This is a genomic window from Kitasatospora sp. CB02891, assembly GCF_002803145.1.
Taxonomy (GTDB): Bacteria; Actinomycetota; Actinomycetes; order Streptomycetales; family Streptomycetaceae; genus Kitasatospora; species Kitasatospora griseola.
The window spans coordinates 172,717-192,799 of the sequence record NZ_NNBO01000001.1 but is presented as its reverse complement, the minus strand read 5'-3'; the positions used below and the strand labels follow the sequence as shown (position 1 = coordinate 192,799).

The window sequence follows — 20,083 nt, the reverse complement described above, 5'->3', positions numbered from 1 at the left end:
GCGCGGTCGGGTCGCGGCGGCCGCGACACCGGCGGCGCTCACCCCAACGGGCCAGCCCGAAGGGTTCGCTAGGGTGGGCGCCATGGACGATCAGGTTTCGACGGACGAGCAGGTCACGGCACCGTTCGGGAACTTCCCCGAGGTACGGCGGGCGGTGGACGCCGTCGTCGAACTGGCCGGGCCGGTGGCCGAGGCGCTGAAGCAGTGGGACGCCGAACTCGCCCGCTCCGTGCGGTACGTGGACACGGACCCGGAACTCGCCGACACCGCCGTGTTCTGCGCCGCCTACGACGTCCCCGTCGAGGCGTCCGCGAACTGCGTGGTGGTCGCCGCCAAGCGCGGCGGCGAGACCACCCTGGCCGCCGGAGTGGTGCTGGCCACCACCCGGCTCGACGTCAACAAGGCGGTGCGCGGCCACCTCGGTGCGCGCAAGGCCTCGTTCGCGCCGATGGACACCGCGGTCGGCGGGAGCGGCATGGAGTACGGCGGCATCACCCCCGTCGGCCTGCCCGCGCACTGGCCGCTGCTGATCGACGCCGCCGTCGCCGCCACCCCGTGGGTGCTGATCGGCAGCGGACGGCGGCGCGGCAAGCTGATCCTGCCCGGCGCGGCACTGGCCGCACTGCCCGGCGCGCAGGTGCTGGACGGGCTGGCCGGCTGATCCCGGGCGGCGGGAACACCGGGCGGCGGGAACACCGGGCGGCGGGAACACCGGGTCGCGGGAACACCGGGCGGGCGACGGCGGTTGGACCGGATGGTCCCCGCCGGGCGGCGCCCGGGCGGGCGGGCCACGCACCGCACCAGGGGTGCGGACACCCCACGCGAGGAGTGAGAACGAGATGACCACGGACCGGGCCGTCCTGGCCGGCGGATGCTTCTGGGGCATGCAGGACCTGATCCGCAAGCTCCCCGGCGTCCAGTCGACCCGCACCGGCTACACCGGCGGCGAGAACGCGCACGCCACCTACCGCAACCACCCCGGCCACGCCGAGGCGCTGGAGATCGTCTACGACCCGGAGCGGATCAGCTACCGCACGCTGCTGGAGTACTTCTTCCAGATCCACGACCCGAGCACCGTGGACCGGCAGGGCAACGACATCGGCAGCAGCTACCGCTCCGCGATCTTCTACGGCGACGAGCAGCAGCGCGCCACCGCGCTCGACACCATCGCCGACGTCGACGCGAGCGGCCTGTGGCCCGGGAAGGTCGTCACCGAGGTGACGCCGGTGGCCGAGTTCTGGGAGGCCGAGCCCGAGCACCAGGACTACCTGGAGCACTACCCCAACGGCTACACCTGCCACTTCCCGCGGCCCGGCTGGAAGCTGCCGGTGCGCGACGGGGTCTGACGGCTCGTCGGGATTTCGGCGGGGGAGCGTCTGCGGCCGTCGACCGGGTACGCCCGGTCGGCGGCCGCTGCTGGTGTCCGGGTGCCGACCGGGCGGGTGCCTGCGGGCCGGGGTGGGTCAGTGGTCGGCGCGGGCGCGCAGCAGGGCGTCCAGGGAGTCGACGATCCAGTCCCAGGACGCCTGCGGGTCGACCGGGGTGTGGGCGAAGCCCCCGGCGGCCTCCAGCTCGATGTAGCCGTGGAACGCGCCGCCGAGCAGGCGCACCGCGTGCGTCTGGTCCGGCTCCGGCAGGTGGTAGCCGCGCAGGATCGCCCTGGTCAGCTGGGCGTGCCGGGGGGCCGCACTGGCCGCGGCGGTCTCCGGGTCCAGCCGGAGCCGGGTGGCCTGGTAGCGCCCCGGGTGCTCGCGGGCGTAGCCGCGGTACGCCTCGGCGAACGCGGCCAGCGCGTCGCGGCCCGCCCGTCCGGCGATCGCGTCGGCGGCCCGGTCGGCGAGTTCGGTCAGCGCCAGCAGGGCGATCCGCACCTTGAGGTCCTGCGAGCTCTTCACGTGCGAGTACAGGCTGGCCACCTTCACGTCGAAGCGCCGCGCCACCTCTGTCACCGTGACCTGGTCGAAGCCCACCTCGTCGGCCAGCTCCGCACCCGCCTTGGTGAGGATCTCCGCCGACAGACCTGCACGCGCCACCGGACCGCCTCCTGCTGTTCTCTCGTGCCGTACGTCCACGATTATCCATTTGCCTAAACGATTTAGGCAAATTAACGTGGCGTTTCGTGAGAGAGCTGACCGAGTCCGAGATCCGCGCCGCGTTCCTGAACTGCTCCAAGGGCGAGGCGAAACGACTGAACCTGCCCCGCGAGCTCGCCGACCAGCCCTGGGCCGAGCTGGACTTCCTCGGCTGGCGCGACCCGCAGGCCCCCGACCGCGCCTACCTGGTCACCGTCCTCGACGACCGCCCGCAGGCCGTCGTCCTGCGCAGCTCGTCCGCCGCCACCTGGCAGCCCCGCCGCAGCATCTGCTCCCTCTGCGTCACCACCCACACCGGCGGGGTCTCCCTGCTGGTCGCCCCGCTCGCCGGCCCCGCCGGGCGCCAGGGCAACTCCGTCGGCGCCTACATGTGCAGCGACCTCGCCTGCCCGCAGTACGTCCGCGGCCTGCGCGAGACCGGCACCCGGATCCACGAGTCGCTGACGCGGGAACAGCGGATCGAGCGGTTGAGGGAGAATCTGGCAGGCTTCCTCGCCAAGGTGCAGGGCGGGGAGACGGGCTGACGGGTCGTCGAAGGGGGCGGGCATGAGCCAGGTCGGGGTGGACGTCGAGGCGTTCGACGCGTTGGAGCGCCGGATCTGGGCCCGGAGCGCCACCGCCTACGCCGCGAGCGTCGCCCGACTCTGCGCCCACCCCGTACCCGCGCTGCTCGACGCCGCCGAGGTCCGGTCCGGCAGCACGGTGCTCGACGTCGGCACCGGAACGGGCGCCGTCGCTACGGCGGCCTGCGCCCGCGGAGCCCGCGTCACGGCCGTGGACGCCGAACCGGGCATGCTCGCCGAAGCCCGGCGCGCCGCGCCCGAGGCGGCGGTGAGCGTCGCGACCCTCCCCGAACTCCCCTTCCCCGACAGCGCGTTCGACGCCGTGGTCGGCAACTTCGTCCTCAACCACGTCGGACGGCCGGACGAGGCACTCGCCGAACTGCGCCGCGTCCTGCGCCCCGGCGGACGGCTCGTCCTCACCACCTGGGCCGCTCCCGCCCCACCCGGACAGTCCCTGCTCGCCCGCGCCTTCGAGGCCGCCGGAGCCACCCGCCCCGCGGACCTGCCCGCCCCACCCGCCGCACTCGCAGCCGTCACCGACCTCGCCGCCTTCCGCGCCCTGCTCGCCACCGCCGGACTGGCGGAGCCGGACGGCCGACTGCTGCGCTGGAACCACCGGACCAGCAGCGAGGCCTGGTGGGCCGGCCCAGCCGGCGGCGTCGCGTTCCTGGGCGAACTCCTGCGCCACCAGCCGCCGGAGGTCCGGGCCGGGGCGCGGCGGGAGTTCGACCGGCTTGCCACCGAATTCCGTTCCGAGGACGGCGAGTTGGAGCTGCCGCACGCCGCGCTGCTGGTGTCGGCGCGGCGTTGAGCCCGGTTGCCTCGGGGAATGGTCCCGAACGGGAGGCCCGGCGCCGGAGACCTCGGATCAGCGCAGAGCGGCCCCCGGCCTGTCGGTCGCGCCGGGCAGAATCCGGCACCGTGAGCCTGCACTTCGAAGTCGTCATCACCTGTCTCCTGCGGGACGACACGCCGGACACGGTCCTGAACGCCGCGCGATGGCACCTCGGCCTGATCGCCGATCGCCCCGCAGGGCTGGACGCGGACGAGCACATGTGTCCGATGCTTCGCCCGGACCCGGACTGCCGACTGCCCGGAGGGGATGTCGCCTCGCTGCGCCGCCAGTCGCGGGACCGCGCTGCCGGCGCCGAGTTCAGCTGGGGGCTGCTCAGCCGCAACTACTGGCTCGACGACGAGATGGGTGAACTCGCCACGATCCTGGGCCTGCTCGCGCCTCATGTCGAGGAACCCGGTTACGGCGGCTTCTTCCGTGAGGAGTTCGACGGCAAGCCGACCATCCTCACCTTCCTTCCGGAACGGGACCTACGGAGCGGCAGGCTGAGGTCAGACCGTGCCGCCGGCCGCGTCGCGGGCGGTCAGTAGGTCCTCGATGCGGGTCTCGGCCCAGGTGCGGGTGATGGCCAGGACGTCGAGGAGGCTGCGGATGGCGTGCAGGGGCGCGGAGTTCGGAGAAACGGTGGGGGGAAGCCCTCCAAGCGCTGGATGATCAGGCCGGCTCGGTTGTCGCCTACTCGGATCGGACGGTATGCCAACCCGCTTGGTGCAGTGTGGAGTTCGTCGTCCGTTGCATTCTGTTCGGCCCGCTCCGTGCTCCGAATCCGTGAGCGGGTGAGGGTCGTCCGGAGCGTAGCGTGGCCGTCATGCGGGGGTCGGAGCCGGTGGTGCATCTGCTGTCCGGGTTGCCGGGGGTGGGGAAGAGCACGTTCGCGCGGGAGTTGGAGCGGGAGAGGGTGGTCCGGCTGTCCGTTGATGAGCGGGTGGTGGCGCGGTACGGCGGCTCGGGGTGAACTGTCCGGAGGCGGAGCACCTGGCGCTGCTGGAGAGCGTGGCGGAGTTGGTGGAAGTCGTGGGGGCCGGGCGGTCGGTGGTGTTGGACCACGGGCCGGGGATGCGCGCCGAGCGCGATGAGTACAAGCGGTTGGTCGTCGGGCTCGGCGCGCGGTGGCGGCTGTGGTGCTTCCCGGTGGAGCGGCCGGAGTTGCTGCGTCGGCCGGCTGTGCGGGAGGCGCAGGGCGAGGGCGTGCGGATCTCGCCCGGCGCGTTGACGTGGATCGCCGAGCACTCCGAGGAGCCGCGCGGCGAAGGGGAGGAGCAGGCTCCGGATCAGTGGCCGCCGCGCGGGCGTTCGCAGCCGCCTTCGAGGTAGGCGCCGTGGATCTCGATCCGGCCCGCGCCGGAGAGCACGCCGGTGAGGCAGCCGCCCGAGCCGGGGACGGAGAGGGTGAAGTGGACGCCGTCGCCGTAGGCGGAGAGGACGGCCCCGGGGTAGGCGAGGCCGGTCATCAGGGTGCGGGCCTGGGTCTCGTCGGCGGGGGTGTTCTTCGCGGCGGCCGCCGTGATCCGGGCCGCGTGGGCCTCGCCGCGGCAGCGCTGACTTTCCGTCAGGGTCGCCATCTGCAAGTAGGCGTGGTTCTCCGCGTACTTGGAGTTCTCCGGGTCCGTCCCGCCCTCGCCGCCCGCGGTGGCCACCGGGGTGGGCGGGACGGTGGACTTCCCCGCGCAGAGCTTCGCCACCTCGGGGAACTTGAGGTCCGCCTCGGCGATCTCGCGCTGCCACCGCTCCTGCGCCTCCTGCTGCATCCTGCTGATGCTCGCCGACACCTGCGGGTCCGGCGCCGGGGCCGACCCGGAGCCGATCACGTGCGTGCTGCCGCAGCCGGTCAGTGCCCCCACAGTGGCGAGAGCGGCGGCGGCGAGGACCAGGACGGGACGCTTCACGGCGAGAACTCCAAAAGACAGTGGCGGGCCTCGGACGGCCCGTCCCCCCGGATGGGCATCCTTTCGTGTGCGATGCACCGCCCGCCAGAGTATCCGTACTCGGATCCGCGACCAGGGGCGGGCCCGGTGGTCCGATATTGCGTGGACGGGTGTCGAGCGGGGCTGACACGATCGACGGATGGGAGCTTTGGACGGCGTGGCGGCCAGGGTCGCCGGCGGGGCCACCGTGGAGTTCCGGCCGAGCGGCTCGTCGATGGTGCCGCTGATCCTCAGTCGGCAGCCGGTGATCGTCACGCCGGTGGACCCCGCGCTGCTGACGGTCGGCGACATCGTGCTCGCCCGGGTCGCCGGCACCGTGTACCTGCACCTGGTCTCCGCCCTCGACCCGGCCCGGCGGCGCGTGCAGATCAGCAACAACCGCGGCCGCGTCAACGGCTGGACGAGCCACGACCGGGTCTTCGGCATCTGCGTCTGCGTAGACGGCACCGCCCGGCCCGGCGCAGCGAGCCGGGCGTCGAAGGCCGCGACCGGCCAGGTCCGGCCCAGTGAGGGGGAAGGTGGGCGATGACGGAGAGCGACCAACACCTGCGGCACCGGCAGTCGTTCGGCGCGGCCGCCGACGCCTACGCCGCACACCGCCCGGACTACGCCCCGACGGCCGTCCGCTGGGCGCTCGATCCGGCCCCCGGCCGCCGGGTGCTCGACCTCGGGGCCGGCACCGGCAGACTCACCGGCTGCCTGCTCGCGGCGGGCGTCGAGGTCGTCGCCGTCGAACCCGACCCGGCCATGCTGGCCGAGCTGCGCCGGGAGCTGCCGGACGTCCGGGCGCTGACGGGCAGCGCGGAGTCGATTCCGCTGCCGGACGGGTCGTTCGACGCGGTGCTGTCCGGCAACGCGATGCACTGGTTCGACATGGACGCGGCCGGCCCCGAGATCGCCCGGGTGCTCGCCCCGGGCGGGGTGCTGGCCGGCCTGTGGAACCTGTTCGACGACGGCGTCGGCTGGGTGGCCGGCCTCGCCGAGGTCGGCGGGAGCGCGGCGATCGGCCCGCGCGACGTCCCCGCGAGCTGGCGCACCGGGACGGCCGCCCTCCACCTGCCCCCGTCCGGCGGGCCCGCCCGGTTCGGTGCGGCCGAACAGGCCGAATTCCCGCACGGCCAGCGCCGGACCGCCGAGTCGCTGGTGGCCACGCTCGGCACCAAGGCGGGCATGCTGGTCATGCCGGAAGCCGAGCGCCGGTCGCGGCTGGACCGGGCCCGCGCCTATCTGGCGAGCCGACCGGAGACGGCCGACGGCGAGTTCGTGCTGCCGATGCGGACGGGCGTGCTGCGGGCCCGGCGGCTGTGATGGGCCGTCAGGACGGTTGCGGGCGGCCGGGGCCAGTACGGGTGTGCCAGGCCGGTTCCCGGGGCGGAGTCCGTGAAACCGGCCTTGTGTCCATGTTTACCCGGGAGTTGGAGGACTACTGGGGCTGGTCGCCGTTCAGCGGGACGGCGTAGACCGGCTCCGGGCCGAAGCCGGTGAAGCCCGCCTTCCGCAGGATCGGGCCGGACGTGGTCGGGTTCGCCTTGACCAGCGCCATCGTCGCGCCGTTCGCCACTCCGTAGGACAGCCGGGCGTCGAGTATCGACCGGTACACCCCGCGTCCGCGCCAGTGCGGCACCACCACGCCGCCCGAGAGCCGGGCCACGCCGTCCACGACCGCCACGCCGCCGGTGCCGGCGGGCTCGCCGTCCACGTAGGCCACGATCAGGCCGCCGCGGCCGGCCGGGACGGTCTCCGCGTTCCGGGCCGTGACCGCCTCGATCCGTTCGGCGGGCGGGAGTTCGCCCCGGAAGCCGGCGGCCTCGATGGCGAGCCCGTCCCGGGCCGTCGCCACGTCCGTGGCCCAGCGCAGCGAGACGTCCACCGTCGGAGGCCGGAGCGCCGGCGCGCCCTCGCTCAGGTCGGCGGCCACGATCTCCAGTTCGATCTTCACCTGCCCACCACGGGCGGCCAGTTCGGCGGGCAGCCCCGCCGGGTCGCCGAGCAGCACCTGCCAGTCGAGCGTGGGCAGCCCGAAGGCACGGGCCCGCTCCACCACTGCGTCAACGGCCTGCCCCAGCGGGCGGGTCGGCGTGAAGGAGACCACCGAGAGGTCGAAGGCGACATAGTCGGGCAGCCGGAGGATCGTGTACTCCTCGTCGGCGACGACCTCGGCGTCGTCCGGCATCCACACCCAGGCCGCACCTGCGGCGGCGACATCAGCAACTGACAGGCTCATGCGGAGGAGCGTACGGGGACGGTGCGTGTCCGCACGGCGCTGTTGCAAGATCAAGACCTGACGGTGACACAGCCCGGCGCCCCTGTGACGGTGCGCCGGTGCCGCTCGGCGGATGCCCGGGAGTTCGTCGACGGTCGAGGCTCCTCGACGGTGCGGGGCGGCCGCAGGACCGGCCGTGCGTGCGTGTGCTGACAGCACGCTGCTCCTGTGACGGACGGACGGATCGTTAGTCGGGGAGTCGTGCGGGGGAGTTGTCGTGGACGCCGAGCTGATCGTGCTGGCCTCCGTTGCCGGTACGGCGGTGGTGCAGACGGTCGGTACGGAGGCCTGGGCCGTTCTCCGGAGCCGGGTGGCGTCGCTGTTCCGCCGCCAGGGGCCTGAGGAGGTTTCCGCGGAGACGGTGCTGGAATGGCTGGACCGGACGGCCGCGGAGGTGGCGACCGCAGAGCCCGGCGAGGCCCGGCAGGTGCGGAGCCGGGCGGCACTGACATGGCAGACCCACTTCGTCGAGCTGCTGGGGGAGGGCCGCGGCCCCGGCCGGTATGCAGTGGCCGCCGGTTTGCAGGAGACGGTGGCCTGCGCCCGGCAGACGAGCGGAGTCGTCGGCCGCGGCCCGCACATCCCGGCCGGCATCGGGGTCGCCCCCCGGAACCGCAAGATCGCCGCTCGGAGCATCGACCACCTGGAAGTCCACCAGCACCACCACTCCGCGCGGGCGCCGGTGTGGCGGCCGGTGCGGGCGGGGGCGGTCCCGCCGCCGACCCGCGTTCCAGCCCCGCGAGGGACTGCGGGCAGAGCTCGACCAGGTACGCGGGCGGCACGCGGCGCTCACCCAAGTGCTGTCCGGGGGCGGCGGCGTGGGCAAGTCGCAGCTCGCCGCCGCGTGCGCCCGCCGGGCCCACGCCGAGGGCGTGGACATGCTGGTGTGGGCGGACGCCGCCGACCCGTCCCTGATCGTCGCCGCCTACGCGCAGGCCGCGCACCGGGCGGGCGTGCCGGGTGCGGACGGGCGGGACGCCGAGCGGGACGGGGGCGCGTTCCTGGACCGGCTCGCCGTCACCGACCGTACCCGGCTGGTGGTCCTGGACGACCTCACCGCCATCGAGGACGCCGGGCCGTGGTGGCCCCGCCCGCCCGCCGGCCGGGAGCGGAGGCGAGGGGCGGGTGCTGGTCACCACCCGTCGCCATGACGCGCCCGTCCCGGGCGCAGGACGGGCCGTCGTCGACGTCGGCACCTGCACCCGCGCGGAATCCCTCGCCCACCTGCGCGAGCGGCTCGCGGCTGTGGGAAAGGCCCACCTCCTCGACGACCGCACCGAGGAGCTGATCGAGGCGCTCGGCCGCCTTCCGCCGGCCCTCGTGCACGCGGCCGCCCACCTGATCAACGAAGACACCGACAGCACCGGCTACCTCCGCCTGTTCATCGACCGGGCCTCGCGCATGGACGCGCCACTGCTGCCAGGCACCGACACCGACGACTACGGCCGACCCGTCACCGCCTCCCTGCTCCTGCTCCTCGACGCCGCTCGGCAACGCGAACCCGCGGGCCTCGCCACCCCCGCCGTCCGCCTCGCCGCCCACCTCGATCCGGCCGGCCACCCGCAGCAGCTCTGGGCCACCGCCGCTGTCACCCGCTACCTCGACGCCCACCGCACCCCGCAGTCGGCGCCCGTCACCGCCGGTTGGACGTCATCGGTGGCGAGCAGGTGGAAGTGGGTCCAGGCGGGGTGGTGGAGGAGGTAGTCGGTGCCGATGTCTCCCACGAGGTTGCGGTAGACGATGTACAGGTGGCCCAGGGTGGACGGGATGGTGAAGGTCGGCCAGTCCGGGCGTTCGATCAGGCGGCGGTGGAAGTCCTCGGCGGCGTCGTAGTCCGCGTCGAGCAGGAGTTCCTGGACCTCCTCGTCAGGTGCGCAGGAGGCGAGGTGCGCCAGCCAGAACAGGGGTTCGTCGAGGAGTTCGGGGAGGCGGGCGAGGGGACCGCCCTCGTGGCCCGGGATTCCGTTCGGGGGGAGGCCTGCGCTGTTCGTCACGGGGGTTGATCCTGTCAGTGGCCGCTGTCAGTGCCCCGGGCTTCAATTCCGGGAACGGAGAGGAGGCGTCGGGATGGCGTGTCGGGGAGTGTTGTTCGCGTTGGCGGAGGCGGAGCGGGCGCGGCTGTTGGGGTGTGGTGGTGACGGGGAGGTGATGGCGTTGGTCGAGGAGATGGAGGAGGCGTGGGACGAGGCGTGGGTGTGTGAGGTGGACAAGGCGTGGGATGCGTTGCACCGGTGTCTGACGGACGGTCGGCTGGAGTACGGGAACGGGGAGTTCCCGTTGTCGCACGTGATTCTGGGCGGGCGGGCGATGTACGAGGGGGAGGACTACGTGGTCTGTTACGTGGAGCCGGGGGAGGTGCGGGCGGTGGCGGGTGCGTTGGGGCGGGTCGACGAGGGGTGGGTGCGGAGGCGGTACGCGGAGTTGGAGTTCGAGGAGTATCAGGGGGTGCGCGGCGAGGAGGACCTGGCGTACACGGTCTGCTTCCTGCCGGAGCTGCGGGAGTTCTACCGGCGGGCGGCCGAGGAGGGCCGGGCGGTGGTGTTCACGGTCGATCAATGATCGTTCCCGGGGCGGCTCTTCACGACTTTGCCATCAAATGATCATTCGTTTGCCGGGACGATGACCACGGGCAGACCACCAGGACGGTTCGAATCTCCTTCGCACACCGACCCGTTCAGTGAAAGGCGCCCGTTCGATGAGCAGCAGTGCCGACCGTCCCACGCCCGACCAGCAGTTGCGTGCCGCCGCCGCCCGGCTCGACCGCCGGCGGTTCCTGACCGTCACCTCGGCTGCCGCCGCGCTCGCGTTCGGCGTCAATCTGCCCGGCGCGCACGCCGAGGAGAACGAGCTCGCACCGCGCACCCTCACCGAGAACCCGTTCACGCTGGGGGTGGCGTCCGGTGATCCGCTGCCGGACGCGGTGGTGCTGTGGACCAGGCTCGCGCCGCGTCCGTTGGAGCCGGGGGCGGGGATGCCGCCGGCGGGGAACGTGAAGGTGGGCTGGGAGGTCGCCCGGGACGAGCGGTTCCGGCGGGTCGAGCGGCGCGGCAGCGCGCGGGCGCACGCCGAGTTCAACTGGGCGGTGCACGTGGACGTGGACGGGCTGGAGGCGGGGCGCGAGTACTGGTACCGGTTCACCGTCGGCCAGTGGAGCACCCCGGCCGCCCGCACCCGGACCGCGCCCTCGCACGGCCGCAAGCTGGACCGCACCAGGATCGGGCTGGTGTCCTGCCAGGCGTACGAGGACGGCTACTTCACCGCCTACCGGCACCTCGCGCAGGAGGACCTGGACGCGGTGTTCCACGTCGGCGACTACATCTACGAGTACGGCATCGACTCGGTGGGCGGCGACCGCCAGTACACCGACCGGGTGCTGCCCGCGGACCTCAACCACGAGACCACCACGCTGGCGGACTACCGGCTGCGGTACTCGCTCTACAAGACCGACCCCGACCTGCAGGCCGCGCACGCCGCGCACCCGTGGTACGTCACCTGGGACGACCACGAGGTGGAGAACAACTACGCCAACGGCATCCCCGAGAAGAACCAGGACCCGGCGCCGTTCGTCGCCCGCCGCGCCGCCGCCTACCGCGCCTACTGGGAGAACCAGCCGCTGCGGACGCCCAAGCCCAACGGCACCGAGCTGACCCTCTACCGCCGGTTCCAGTACGGGCAGTTGGCGCAGTTCGACATCCTCGACACCCGCCAGTACCGGGACGACCAGGCCAACGGCGACGGCTGGCAGTACCCGACGCCCGAGTCCGAGGATCCGAAGCGCACCTTGATGGGCGCCGCCCAGGAGCGCTGGTTCGCCGACGGGCTGCGCCGCTCCAAGGCGGTGTGGAACGTGGTGCCGCAGCAGGTGGTGTTCTCCCGCCGCAAGAACACCACCGCCGCCAGCTCCAAGCTGTCCATGGACGCCTGGGACGGCTACCCGGCCGCCCGCGAGCGCTTCCTGACGGCTGTCGAGCAGGCCGGCGTGAAGAACCTGGTGCTGCTCACCGGCGACGTGCACGTGGCCTACGCGCTGGACGTCAAGCGGAACTTCGACGACCCGAACTCCCGCACCGTGGGCGTCGAGTTCGTCGGCACCTCGATCAGCAGCGACGGCGACGGCGCGGCCCACCCGTCCAACTGGGCGACCCTGACCGCCGCCAACCCGCACATGAAGTTCTACGACGGGCGGCGCGGCTACACCGTGGTCACCCTCGACCGCCACCAGGCCCGCGCCGACTACCGGGCCGTCAGCCACATCACCCGCCCCGACGGCACGCTGCTCACCGCCGCCTCCTTCGTCACCGAGGCGGGCAACCCGGGCGTCAAGCCCGCCTGATCCGCGCCCCTGGCGGTCCGTCAGGCGCCGTAGCGGCGCCGGCGGGCCGCGTAGGCGCGCACCGCGCGCAGGAAGTCCAGTTCGCGGAAGGCCGGCCAGTAAGCCTCGCAGAAGTACAGCTCCGCGTAGGCGCTCTGCCACAGCAGGAAGTTGGACATCCGCTGCTCGCCGCTGGTGCGGATCACCAGGTCCGGGTCCGGGCGGCCCGCGGTGTACAGGTGGCGGGCGATGTCCTCGGCGGTCAGGGCGTCGGCGATCTCCCGCGTCGGGCGTCCGGCGTCGGCCTGTTCGTGCAGCAGGTCGCGGACGGCGTCGACCAGTTCCTGGCGGCCGCCGTAGCCGACCGCCAGGGTCAGTTGGGCGCCGGTCGGGCAGTCGGCCGTCGCCTCCACCGCGTGCTTCAGGGCACGGGCCGTCGAATCCGGCAGGGTGTCCAGATCGCCCGCCAGGTGCACCTGCCAGCGCGGGCGGGGGACCGCCAGGTGCGCGGCCAGCACCTCCTCGATCACCCGCATCAGGAAGGCGATCTCGTCGTCGCCGCGCCGCTGAAGGTTCTCCGCCGAGCACACGAACACCGTCACGTGCCGCACCCCCAGCGCCTCGCACCAGCCCAGCACCGAGCCCACGTGCCGGGCGCCGAAGCGGTGCCCGAGGCGGGTGTCCGCCAGTCCGCGCTCGCGGGCCCAGCGGCGGTTGCCGTCCATGATCAGGCCGATGTGCCGGGGCAGTTCGGCGCCCGCCAGCCGGCGGCGCAGGCGGCGGGTGTACAGCGCGTACAGCGGGGCGGTGAGGCGCATGTGACGGCCCTTCAGGGAGGGGACGGGTGACGGGCGGCGGCCCGCCCGGTGCATACTGGGACATGAATAGCACGCGACGCGTGTCATCGAGAAACGGGAGAGGCCGACCGGGAGGCCGGCCACCGGAACAGGAACCAGGTGCGCACCAACGACGCCCAGATGCTCGTGCTGTCCGCGCTCGCCGACGGCCCGCTGCACGGCTACGCCGTCAACACCGCCATCGAGCGGATGACCGGCGCCCGGCTCGGCCGCGGCAGCCTCTCCGGCGCCCTCGCCCGACTGCACGGCAAGGGCCTGATCGCCTACCTGGACGGCGACGGCCGACGCCGCCCGGTCCGGCTCACCGACGACGGACGGGCCGCGCTGGGACGGGAGTTGGGCGCGCTCGCCGACGTCACCGGCCGGCTCTTCGAGACCGTCGTCCCCGACCGGATCGCCTACCAGGAGCGGCTCGCCGCCACCGACCAGGTCCGCGCCTACAAGCAGGTCCTGCTGGACGCCCTGGCCGCCCGCCCCGGACACCTCGTGCTCGACTGGGGCTGCGGCCCCGGCACCGACCTGGACGCCCTGGCCCGCGCCGTCACCGCCCGCGGCCGGGTGCTCGGCATCGACCACGACCCGGAAATGGTCCGGCGGGCCGGCGCCCTCCCGCACGCCCACGTCCTGCACGCCGACGTGCACCGGCTCCCGCTCGCCGCCGACAGCGCGGACCGGGTCCGCACCGACCGGCTGCTGCAGCACCTCGCCGACGTCCCCCGAGCGCTCGCCGAGGCGCACCGGGTGCTGCGCCCCGGCGGGCGGCTGGTCGCCGCCGAACCCGACTGGGACACCCTGGCCGTCGACCACCCCGACCTCGACATCGCCCGCGCCTGGAGCAGGCACCTCGCCGACCGGATCGTCCGCAACCCCGTGATCGGCCGTCAACTGCCGCGGCTCGCCGCGCAGTCCGGCCTCGACGTGCGCGCCGTCGTCCCCGTCACCTCGGTGTACCGCGAGGTGCGCGCCGCGGACCAGGTGCTCGGGCTGCACCGCAACACCGAACGCGCCGTCACCAGCGGCTACTTGACCTGCCGCCAGGCCGACGACTTCCTCGACCACCTCGCCCACGGACCGTTCCTGGCCTCCGTCACCCTGCACGTGGTGACCGCCGAGAAGCCCCGGCGCTGACGGACGGCGAGGCCGCCCCGCTCGGACGGGGAGCGGGGCGGCCTCGGCGGTGTCTGCGCGGGAAGGGTCAGGAGGTGGACTTCGGGCCGCAGAAGGTGAGATCGATCAGGTCGAGGACCGCCGGGGTCAACTCGGCGCCCTTCTGCGGGTCGTACGGGTTCGCCGAAACGGCGATCTGACGGGTGCCGGAGCGGTCGCCGAACAGGTAGGTGACGTAGCCGTGGATCCCGCCCGGGTGGCCCCAGACCTCGCCGCAGGAGGTCCGCAGCTGCATCAGGCCCAGACCGTAACGGGTCGGCGGCTGCTCGTCCGCCGCCACCGTGGTGGTCATCTCGGCGAGCTGCGCCGGGGCCAGCAGCCGGCCGCCGAGCAGCGCCGCGTTGAAGCGCGCCAGGTCGTCCGTGGTGGAGATCAACTCGCCGGCCGCGCCCGCCATCGACGGGTTCAGCTCGGTGATGTCGGCCGGGCCGTCGGACAGCGCCAGGTACCCGTGGCTGTGCGGCCCGGGAACGGCGGTCGCGGTACCGGGCAGGAAGGTGTGGCCCAGCCCCAGCGGCTGCAGGACGCGGCGGTTCACCTCGGTGCGCCAGTCATGGCCCGTCACCCGCTGCACCAGCTCGCCCAGCACCAGGTAGTCCGTGTTCGAGTAGTGCCAGCCCTGGCCCGGCGGGAAGTACGGCTGGCGCGAGACGCCGATCGCGATCAAGTCCCGGGCCCGGAGGGTCTTCCACCGGTCCACCGCGAGGAGTCGGCGCAGCGCGTCGTCCGACTCGTACGCGAACCGCGGGTCCTCCAGGAAGTCGGCCAGGCCGGCGGTGTGGTTCATCACCTGACGGACCGTGATGTTCCCGCCGTTCGGGACCACGCCGGGCAGGTGGCGCTCGATCGGCTCGTCCAGGTCGATCCGGTGCTCCGCCGACAGCTGGAGCACCACGGTGGCCACGAAGGTCTTGGTGATGCTGCCGGCCCGGAACTCGCCGTCCACCGGCGCAGGTTGCCCGGTGGCGAGGTCCGCGACGCCGGACGTGCCGCGCCACACCGCCCGCCCGTGGTCGCGCACCTCGGCGATCGCGCCACTGGCGCCCGCCCGCCCGGTCAGGGCGTCCAGGCCCTGCTGGAGCGCGGTCCGCTGCGGCACCGGCACGGACGGCGGCGTGGTCGCCCCCGCGCCGGGCGCGAGGGCGAACACGGACGCACCCGCCACCAGGGCGGCGGCCAGCCGCAGTGCGGATCGGTAGTTCTTCACACGAGTCTCCTTCGACAAACGCTCTCTGATCAGGGGGTTCGTCGACCGCAAGCCTCACGGCTCGGTCGTCCCTGCGGCATCGCTCGTCGGGAGGAGCCCCCGACCCGGAAGATCCTTCTCCGGAGGTAACGGGATTCGAGGTTCCCCCGTCGATCGGCGGGGAGCGCCGGCGGGGCGTCAGGCGTCAGGCGTCGGGTGTGAGGTGGCAGGCCGGCGGGCCTCGATCAGGGTGCGGGACATGGTGGAGACGAACACGCCCTCGCGCTCGATCAGTTCGTGCAGCTCGCGCAGGCGCTCGCGGTAGCGCTGCACGGAGAAGTCCGGCACCGTCCAGATCACCTTGCGCAGGAACCACACCACCGCGCCGACGTCGAAGAACTCCAGCCGCAGCCGCTCGTTGCGCAGCTGCACCACCTCCAGCCCCGCCGCCCGCGCCCGCGCCGCCTCCACCTCGTGCTCGCGGGTGTCGCCCACCTCGAAGGGGCCGAGGAAGAACGCGCTCAGCTCGACATTGGTGCGCCCGCCGACGTGCTGCGCGACGTAGCTGCCGCCCGGGGCGAGCACCCGGGCGATCTCCGCCCAATGCACGACGGCCGGCTGACGGCTGGTCACCAGGTCGAACGCGCCGTCGGCGAACGGCAGCGGGGCGTCCTCCGGGACGGTCACCAGCACCGCGCCGAGCGGGTGCAGCAGGGCGGTCGCCTTCGCCGCGTTCGGCGGCCACCCCTCGGTGGCGACCATGGTGCGCGGGAAGTTCGCCGCCCCGGCGCCGGCCAGCACCTCGCCGCCGCCGGTCTGCACGTCGAGCGCGGCCGAGGCCGCGGACAGCCGCTCGCCCAGCAGCCGCTGGTACCCCCAGGACGGGCGCTGTTCGGTGGCTCGGCCGGCCAGCCAGGAGAAGTCCCAGCCGTCGACCGGGGCGGCCTCGGCCTCGGCGAGAAGATCGTTGAATGAGCTGTTCATGCCGGGAATCCAAGCACGTGGGGCGCGGTGCGGACGAGCGAATTGACGCGTCCGAGATTTTTCCCGACAGAGTGTCGGCAAGGGTTTGACTTAGGCAAGCCTCACCTAAATAATCAGGGGAAGTCGATCTCTGGAGGCCCGCCCATGTCCGCGTCCGTCGCCGTCGTCAACCCGTTCTCGGCCCAGCTCCGCACCGCCAGCGCGGAGGAACACCAGGCCGCCGAGCAGTCCTCCTTCATGAGCGACCTGCTCGGCGGACGGCTCGGCATCGAGGCCTACACCGACCTCACCGGCCAGCTCTGGTACGTCTACCGCGCCCTGGAGGCCCACCTCGACACCCTCGCCGAGCACCCCGTCGCCGGACCGCTCGCCGACCGCGCCCTGCTGCGCACCGCCGCCATCGAACGCGACCTCGACCACCTGGCCGGCCCCGACTGGCGCGAGACCCTCGCCCCGTTGCCGGCCACCGCGGCCTGCGCCGAGCGGATCCGCACCCTCGCCACCGACTGGCCGGCCGGCTACCTCGCCCACCACTACACCCGCTACCTGGGCGACCTGTCGGGCGGTCAGATCATCCGCGGCGTCGCCGAACGCACCTGGGGCTTCGCGCGCAAGGGCGACGGCGTCCGGTTCTACGTCTTCGAGGAGATCGACAACCCCGCCGCGTTCAAGCGCGACTACCGCGCCAAGCTGGACGCCGCGGGCGAGTTGATGGACGGGGCGGAGCGCGACCGGGTCGCCGAGGAGTGCAAGGCGGCCTTCGGCCTCAACGGGGCGATATTCGCCGAGCTCGCCGAACGCCACCCGGCGTCCCGGCAAGCCTGAGCGTTCGCCCGCCGTTCTTCCACCGGCCGTTCTTCCGCAGGCCGGGACGGGGTGACGCGCCCGACGTTCGCTCGGGCATCATCGACGCCATGAGCGACACGCACCCCGACCGGCTGGCCCGGCTGTGGCAGGACTTCCTCGCCCTGCCCTTCCCGCGCAGCTGCTACCGGCAGGCCCCCGCCGGCGAAGACCTGGTCCTGCTCGACAGCCACCTGGCCGGCTGCGTGTCCGCCGCCCTGACCGGCCCCCTCGACCGGCGCCGCCGCGAGGCCCTCCACCACGGCATCGCCGCCGTCCACCGCATCCTCCCCGCCCTCGCCGACGACGCCGAGGCCTGCGACTACTTCACCCGCCTCCGCGAACTCGCCGTCCTCGCCGTCGAGCGCCAGTCCCCGGAAGGAGCGTCGCGGCAAGGGAGTTGAGCGGCAGTCCGCATGGTCCTCCGTCGTCGGCGGGTGCCGGAGTGCGACGCGGGTCGAGCCGGAGATTTGGTTCCACGGTGGAGGGTGTGGTCGATCTCGCCGGGGCCGGTGTGTTCGGCGAGGTCGACCAGGCCGGGCGTACCACTATGCAGTTCAGGTCCGTCCGGTCGGCGCCGTCCCAGGCCCGGAGGGTGGTCTCCGCCGGCGAATCGGACAGATGTCGCCGGGTGGGATCCGCGCCTATGACGGAGAGCGCGACGAGACGGCGGACCCTGGGCGGTCGGGCCGCGTCCGCGAGCGAGGATCGCGGACGCGGCCGACCGGGTTCGCCCGCGCCGGCGGCGAAGGGCACGGCGTGTGCGCCCGCGAGCACCGGTGCGAGCTGCGCGGGCGAGGTCGGCGACGATCGGCACCGCGTCGGCGGCCCGCACCTCGGCGGCGTGGTCGGAGCGCCGGACGATCCCCGTGACCCGGTGCCCCCGGTCTGTCGGTAGACGGGACGTCAGAAGCGCGACCCTGCCGTGGCCGCCCGCGATGACCACCGACACGCCCGCACCACACGAGCGGGAACCCCCGCACCGGCCACCGCCGCGCCCGCAGAGTGGGGCGGCGGTCGCCCCCTTGTTCGCGTCCACTCGTCGATGTCAGGGCAATGCCGCAAACCGAGCCACGAGGGACAGCGACGGCCACGACGGTGCCGGGGCGGCAGGAGGGTACGCCCGCCCTTGTCCTGTCGGCCCTCGAAGGTGCGGTGCAGGTCGGATGCCGGGCAACCGGAGTTCACGCCGGTCGACCTCGCCCGGCAATCGCTCAAGACCACCTGTCAGGGGCTACCCGCACCTGCCGTCGGCTACGACCGCGGCCTGGCGAGCCGGGACGGCCGGTCGGCACAGGACCCCTCATGCCCGGTGGTCCAGGGCGCCGGAGCGGCCGGCGGTTGCACTGTCCGCAGGGAGTTCTGCCCGGGCCCACCTGTCCGGAGGTTTGGCGGCTCCTGACCGCGGCGGCGGCGATCACGTGGTCGCGAAGCCCGGGTTGCCGGACGAGCCGAGGACGATCCGGCCGATCGGGGTGCCGGTGGCTTCGCGGACCGAAATCGACGCTGCCGGGGGAGTGGGCCCGGCGACCAGCAGCTCGGGCCCGCTGGGGGCTCCGGCCGCCCTGCGGCTCGGGCTGATCGACCGTGTCCTGGCGCGCTGCACGGAGGAGTTCAGGTCGCGGAACGCCCCGCTGACACCGCTGTTCGCTGCCTTGCCGACGGTCCACGGCCGGATCGTGGCGCAGAAGGCCGCCCGGAAGGTCGACGAACGCAGTCGGTCGCCGGCCGCGTGCCGTGCCGACGAGCCGGCGGTGATGCGCCGCCAGTTCTTCGCCCCCCGAGCGGCGGTGTGTTGAGCCGAACGGCGGACCTGGTCTGCGGCCCATCGGATGTCCCGCACGGCCATGTGGACCGGCGGGCCGGGCCAACCGCTGTTAAGACGGTTCTGAGCCATTGTGTCCGGCTCTCCCGGCTCCGAGGAGGCATCCTCATGGGTGCTGCAACAACGAGTGCCACCGACCCCGACGTGGTGCACATTCTCTGGATCAACGCGGGGCTCAGCTGCGACGGCGACTCGGTCTCCCTGACGGCCGCCATGCAGCCGAGCATCGAGGAGATCGTCACGGGGGCCCTGCCGGGCCTGCCGAAGGTCGCCGTCCACTGGCCGCTCATCGACTTCGAGTGCGGACCGGTGCAGGGCGCCGACAACTTCGTCGAGTGGTTCTTCAAGGCGGACCGCGGCGAACTCGACCCGTTCGTCCTGGTGGTCGAGGGATCCATCCCCAACGAGGGGATCAAGAAGGAGGGCTACTGGTGCGGCTTCGGCGACGACCCGGCGACCGGTCAGCCGATCACCACCAGTGAGTGGCTGGACCGGCTCGCCCCGAAGGCCACCGGCGTCGTCGCGATCGGCACCTGTGCCACGTACGGCGGCATCCACGCCATGGAGGGCAATCCGACCGGTGCGATGGGCGTGCCGGACTACCTCGGGTGGGACTGGAAGTCCAAGGCGGGGCTGCCGATCGTCTGCGTGCCCGGCTGCCCGATCCAGCCCGACAACTTCGCCGAGACCCTGACGTACCTGCTCTACCAGTTGGCCGGCTCGGCGCCGATGATCCCGCTGGACGACAAGCTGCGCCCCGCCTGGCTGTTCGGCGCCACCGTGCACGAGGGCTGCGACCGCGGCGGCTACTACGAACAGGGGCAGTTCGCCACCGACTACGGCACGCCGGAGTGCCTGGTGCGGCTCGGCTGCTGGGGCCCGGTCGTGAAGTGCAACGTCCCCAAGCGCGGTTGGATCAACGGGGTCGGCGGCTGCCCGAACGTCGGCGGCATCTGCATCGCCTGCACGATGCCCGGATTCCCGGACAAGTTCATGCCGTTCATGGACCCGCCTCCCGGCTCGACCGTCTCCACGGCGGCCAGTTCCGCGTACGGCTCGGTCATCCGGCGGCTGCGTGCGATCACCCTCAAGACCCTCGACAAGGAACCCAAGTGGCGCCGCACCGGTCGCAAGCTCACGACCGGCTACCGCGCCCCGTGGTGATCCGGCGGGCCGCTGCGCACCCCGCGCGGCGGCCCGCCCGTCGCTCCT

Annotated in this window: 26 protein-coding genes; 18 read left to right on the top strand and 8 right to left on the bottom strand. The window is 73.2% G+C overall.

All coding sequences use genetic code 11. The features are described 5' to 3' along the window. Positions 1-82: 82 nt before the first annotated feature. Positions 83-661 (top strand): YbaK/EbsC family protein, encoded by a 579-nt coding sequence (locus CG736_RS00945; protein WP_100584212.1) that lies wholly within the window; start codon positions 83-85, stop codon positions 659-661. 178 nt (positions 662-839) lie between these two features. Further along, entirely contained in the window at positions 840-1,346 is a 507-nt protein-coding gene (gene msrA / locus CG736_RS00940) for a peptide-methionine (S)-S-oxide reductase MsrA (protein WP_100584211.1), read from the top strand. A gap of 117 nt (positions 1,347-1,463) precedes the next feature. Here the strand turns inward: msrA and CG736_RS00935 are convergent, their stop codons facing one another. Further along, the gene (locus CG736_RS00935; RefSeq protein ID WP_100584210.1) at positions 1,464-2,033 is read right to left on the bottom strand and encodes a TetR/AcrR family transcriptional regulator; all 570 of its coding nucleotides are present in this window, start codon (positions 2,031-2,033) and stop codon (positions 1,464-1,466) included. Between the two features lie 86 nt (positions 2,034-2,119). Between CG736_RS00935 and CG736_RS00930 the strand changes: the two genes are divergently transcribed. The 5 genes from CG736_RS00930 to CG736_RS00915 all read left to right on the top strand — a co-directional run bounded on the left by CG736_RS00930 (position 2,120) and on the right by CG736_RS00915 (position 4,823). Next, entirely contained in the window at positions 2,120-2,617 is a 498-nt protein-coding gene (locus tag CG736_RS00930) for an FBP domain-containing protein (protein WP_100584209.1), read from the top strand. Positions 2,618-2,639: 22 nt separating this feature from the next. Continuing rightward, on the top strand, positions 2,640-3,467 hold the full coding sequence (locus CG736_RS00925) for a class I SAM-dependent methyltransferase (RefSeq protein ID WP_100584208.1): 828 nt from the start codon (positions 2,640-2,642) through the stop codon (positions 3,465-3,467). Positions 3,468-3,577: 110 nt separating this feature from the next. Next, on the top strand, positions 3,578-4,039 hold the full coding sequence (locus CG736_RS00920; protein WP_198520310.1) for a hypothetical protein: 462 nt from the start codon (positions 3,578-3,580) through the stop codon (positions 4,037-4,039). 278 nt (positions 4,040-4,317) lie between these two features. Further along, positions 4,318-4,464, top strand: coding sequence for an AAA family ATPase (locus CG736_RS36775; protein WP_198520309.1), 147 nt, complete (start codon positions 4,318-4,320; stop codon positions 4,462-4,464). Next, a complete protein-coding gene (locus CG736_RS00915) occupies positions 4,461-4,823 on the top strand; it encodes a hypothetical protein (RefSeq protein WP_198520308.1) in 363 nt (120 codons plus the stop codon). The genes CG736_RS36775 and CG736_RS00915 overlap by 4 nt, the downstream gene beginning before the upstream one ends. Here CG736_RS00915 and CG736_RS00910 read toward each other — a convergent pair. Next, positions 4,781-5,395 carry a hypothetical protein gene (locus tag CG736_RS00910; protein ID WP_100584207.1) on the bottom strand — a complete coding sequence of 205 codons (615 nt, stop codon included), beginning with the start codon at positions 5,393-5,395 and terminating at the stop codon, positions 4,781-4,783. The genes CG736_RS00915 and CG736_RS00910 overlap by 43 nt on opposite strands. Positions 5,396-5,573: 178 nt before the next feature. Here CG736_RS00910 and CG736_RS00905 point away from each other — a divergent pair, with 178 nt between their 5' ends. Further along, on the top strand, positions 5,574-5,963 hold the full coding sequence (locus CG736_RS00905) for a S26 family signal peptidase (protein ID WP_100584206.1): 390 nt from the start codon (positions 5,574-5,576) through the stop codon (positions 5,961-5,963). After that, positions 5,960-6,742, top strand: coding sequence for a class I SAM-dependent methyltransferase (locus CG736_RS00900; RefSeq protein ID WP_100584205.1), 783 nt, complete (start codon positions 5,960-5,962; stop codon positions 6,740-6,742). Before CG736_RS00905 ends, CG736_RS00900 begins: the two co-directional genes overlap by 4 nt. A 115-nt stretch (positions 6,743-6,857) precedes the next feature. Here the strand turns inward: CG736_RS00900 and CG736_RS00895 are convergent, their stop codons facing one another. Then, positions 6,858-7,658 (bottom strand): GNAT family N-acetyltransferase, encoded by an 801-nt coding sequence (locus CG736_RS00895; RefSeq protein WP_157815344.1) that lies wholly within the window; start codon positions 7,656-7,658, stop codon positions 6,858-6,860. Between the two features lie 857 nt (positions 7,659-8,515). Here CG736_RS00895 and CG736_RS00890 point away from each other — a divergent pair. Beyond that, positions 8,516-8,848: a hypothetical protein gene (locus CG736_RS00890; RefSeq protein ID WP_157815343.1), complete on the top strand. Its 333-nt coding sequence runs from the start codon at positions 8,516-8,518 to the stop codon at positions 8,846-8,848. Next, positions 8,823-9,401: a hypothetical protein gene (locus CG736_RS00885; RefSeq protein ID WP_100584202.1), complete on the top strand. Its 579-nt coding sequence runs from the start codon at positions 8,823-8,825 to the stop codon at positions 9,399-9,401. The genes CG736_RS00890 and CG736_RS00885 overlap by 26 nt, the downstream gene beginning before the upstream one ends. On the opposite strand, the gene CG736_RS00880 is transcribed toward CG736_RS00885, so the two are convergent. After that, positions 9,293-9,691: a hypothetical protein gene (locus CG736_RS00880; protein ID WP_100584201.1), complete on the bottom strand. Its 399-nt coding sequence runs from the start codon at positions 9,689-9,691 to the stop codon at positions 9,293-9,295. The two genes, CG736_RS00885 and CG736_RS00880, sit on opposite strands and share 109 nt — an antisense overlap. Before the next feature lie 73 nt (positions 9,692-9,764). On the opposite strand from CG736_RS00880, the gene CG736_RS00875 reads away from it, so the two are divergent. Together CG736_RS00875 and CG736_RS00870 are read left to right on the top strand one after the other, a co-directional pair. Continuing rightward, the gene (locus tag CG736_RS00875) at positions 9,765-10,256 is read left to right on the top strand and encodes a YfbM family protein (RefSeq protein WP_100584200.1); all 492 of its coding nucleotides are present in this window, start codon (positions 9,765-9,767) and stop codon (positions 10,254-10,256) included. Positions 10,257-10,392: 136 nt separating this feature from the next. Then, positions 10,393-12,030, top strand: a complete 1,638-nt coding sequence (locus CG736_RS00870) for an alkaline phosphatase (protein ID WP_100584199.1) — start codon at positions 10,393-10,395, stop codon at positions 12,028-12,030. A 20-nt stretch (positions 12,031-12,050) separates the two neighbouring features. Here the strand turns inward: CG736_RS00870 and uppS are convergent, their stop codons facing one another. After that, positions 12,051-12,827 carry a polyprenyl diphosphate synthase gene (gene uppS / locus CG736_RS00865; RefSeq protein WP_100584198.1) on the bottom strand — a complete coding sequence of 259 codons (777 nt, stop codon included), beginning with the start codon at positions 12,825-12,827 and terminating at the stop codon, positions 12,051-12,053. Positions 12,828-12,965: 138 nt separating this feature from the next. On the opposite strand from uppS, the gene CG736_RS00860 reads away from it, so the two are divergent. Then, positions 12,966-13,994, top strand: a complete 1,029-nt coding sequence (locus CG736_RS00860) for a methyltransferase domain-containing protein (RefSeq protein WP_100584197.1) — start codon at positions 12,966-12,968, stop codon at positions 13,992-13,994. A 67-nt stretch (positions 13,995-14,061) separates the two neighbouring features. On the opposite strand, the gene CG736_RS00855 is transcribed toward CG736_RS00860, so the two are convergent. Further along, positions 14,062-15,240 carry a serine hydrolase gene (locus tag CG736_RS00855; protein ID WP_157815342.1) on the bottom strand — a complete coding sequence of 393 codons (1,179 nt, stop codon included), beginning with the start codon at positions 15,238-15,240 and terminating at the stop codon, positions 14,062-14,064. Between the two features lie 177 nt (positions 15,241-15,417). Beyond that, positions 15,418-16,203: a class I SAM-dependent methyltransferase gene (locus tag CG736_RS00850; RefSeq protein ID WP_100584195.1), complete on the bottom strand. Its 786-nt coding sequence runs from the start codon at positions 16,201-16,203 to the stop codon at positions 15,418-15,420. A gap of 144 nt (positions 16,204-16,347) precedes the next feature. Between CG736_RS00850 and CG736_RS00845 the strand changes: the two genes are divergently transcribed. Then, positions 16,348-17,028, top strand: a complete 681-nt coding sequence (locus CG736_RS00845; protein WP_100584194.1) for a heme oxygenase (biliverdin-producing) — start codon at positions 16,348-16,350, stop codon at positions 17,026-17,028. Between the two features lie 89 nt (positions 17,029-17,117). Further along, entirely contained in the window at positions 17,118-17,450 is a 333-nt protein-coding gene (locus tag CG736_RS00840; protein ID WP_232733716.1) for a hypothetical protein, read from the top strand. Here CG736_RS00840 and CG736_RS38765 read toward each other — a convergent pair. Next, complete coding sequence (locus CG736_RS38765) at positions 17,374-17,802, bottom strand: hypothetical protein (RefSeq protein ID WP_369879707.1); 429 nt, start codon at positions 17,800-17,802, stop codon at positions 17,374-17,376. The two genes, CG736_RS00840 and CG736_RS38765, sit on opposite strands and share 77 nt — an antisense overlap. A 665-nt stretch (positions 17,803-18,467) precedes the next feature. On the opposite strand from CG736_RS38765, the gene CG736_RS35795 reads away from it, so the two are divergent. Both CG736_RS35795 and CG736_RS00825 read left to right on the top strand, forming a co-directional pair. Next, positions 18,468-18,845 carry a hypothetical protein gene (locus tag CG736_RS35795; protein WP_157815341.1) on the top strand — a complete coding sequence of 126 codons (378 nt, stop codon included), beginning with the start codon at positions 18,468-18,470 and terminating at the stop codon, positions 18,843-18,845. Between the two features lie 134 nt (positions 18,846-18,979). Continuing rightward, positions 18,980-20,035 (top strand): hydrogenase expression protein HypE, encoded by a 1,056-nt coding sequence (locus CG736_RS00825; RefSeq protein ID WP_100584192.1) that lies wholly within the window; start codon positions 18,980-18,982, stop codon positions 20,033-20,035. Positions 20,036-20,083 lie beyond the last annotated feature (48 nt).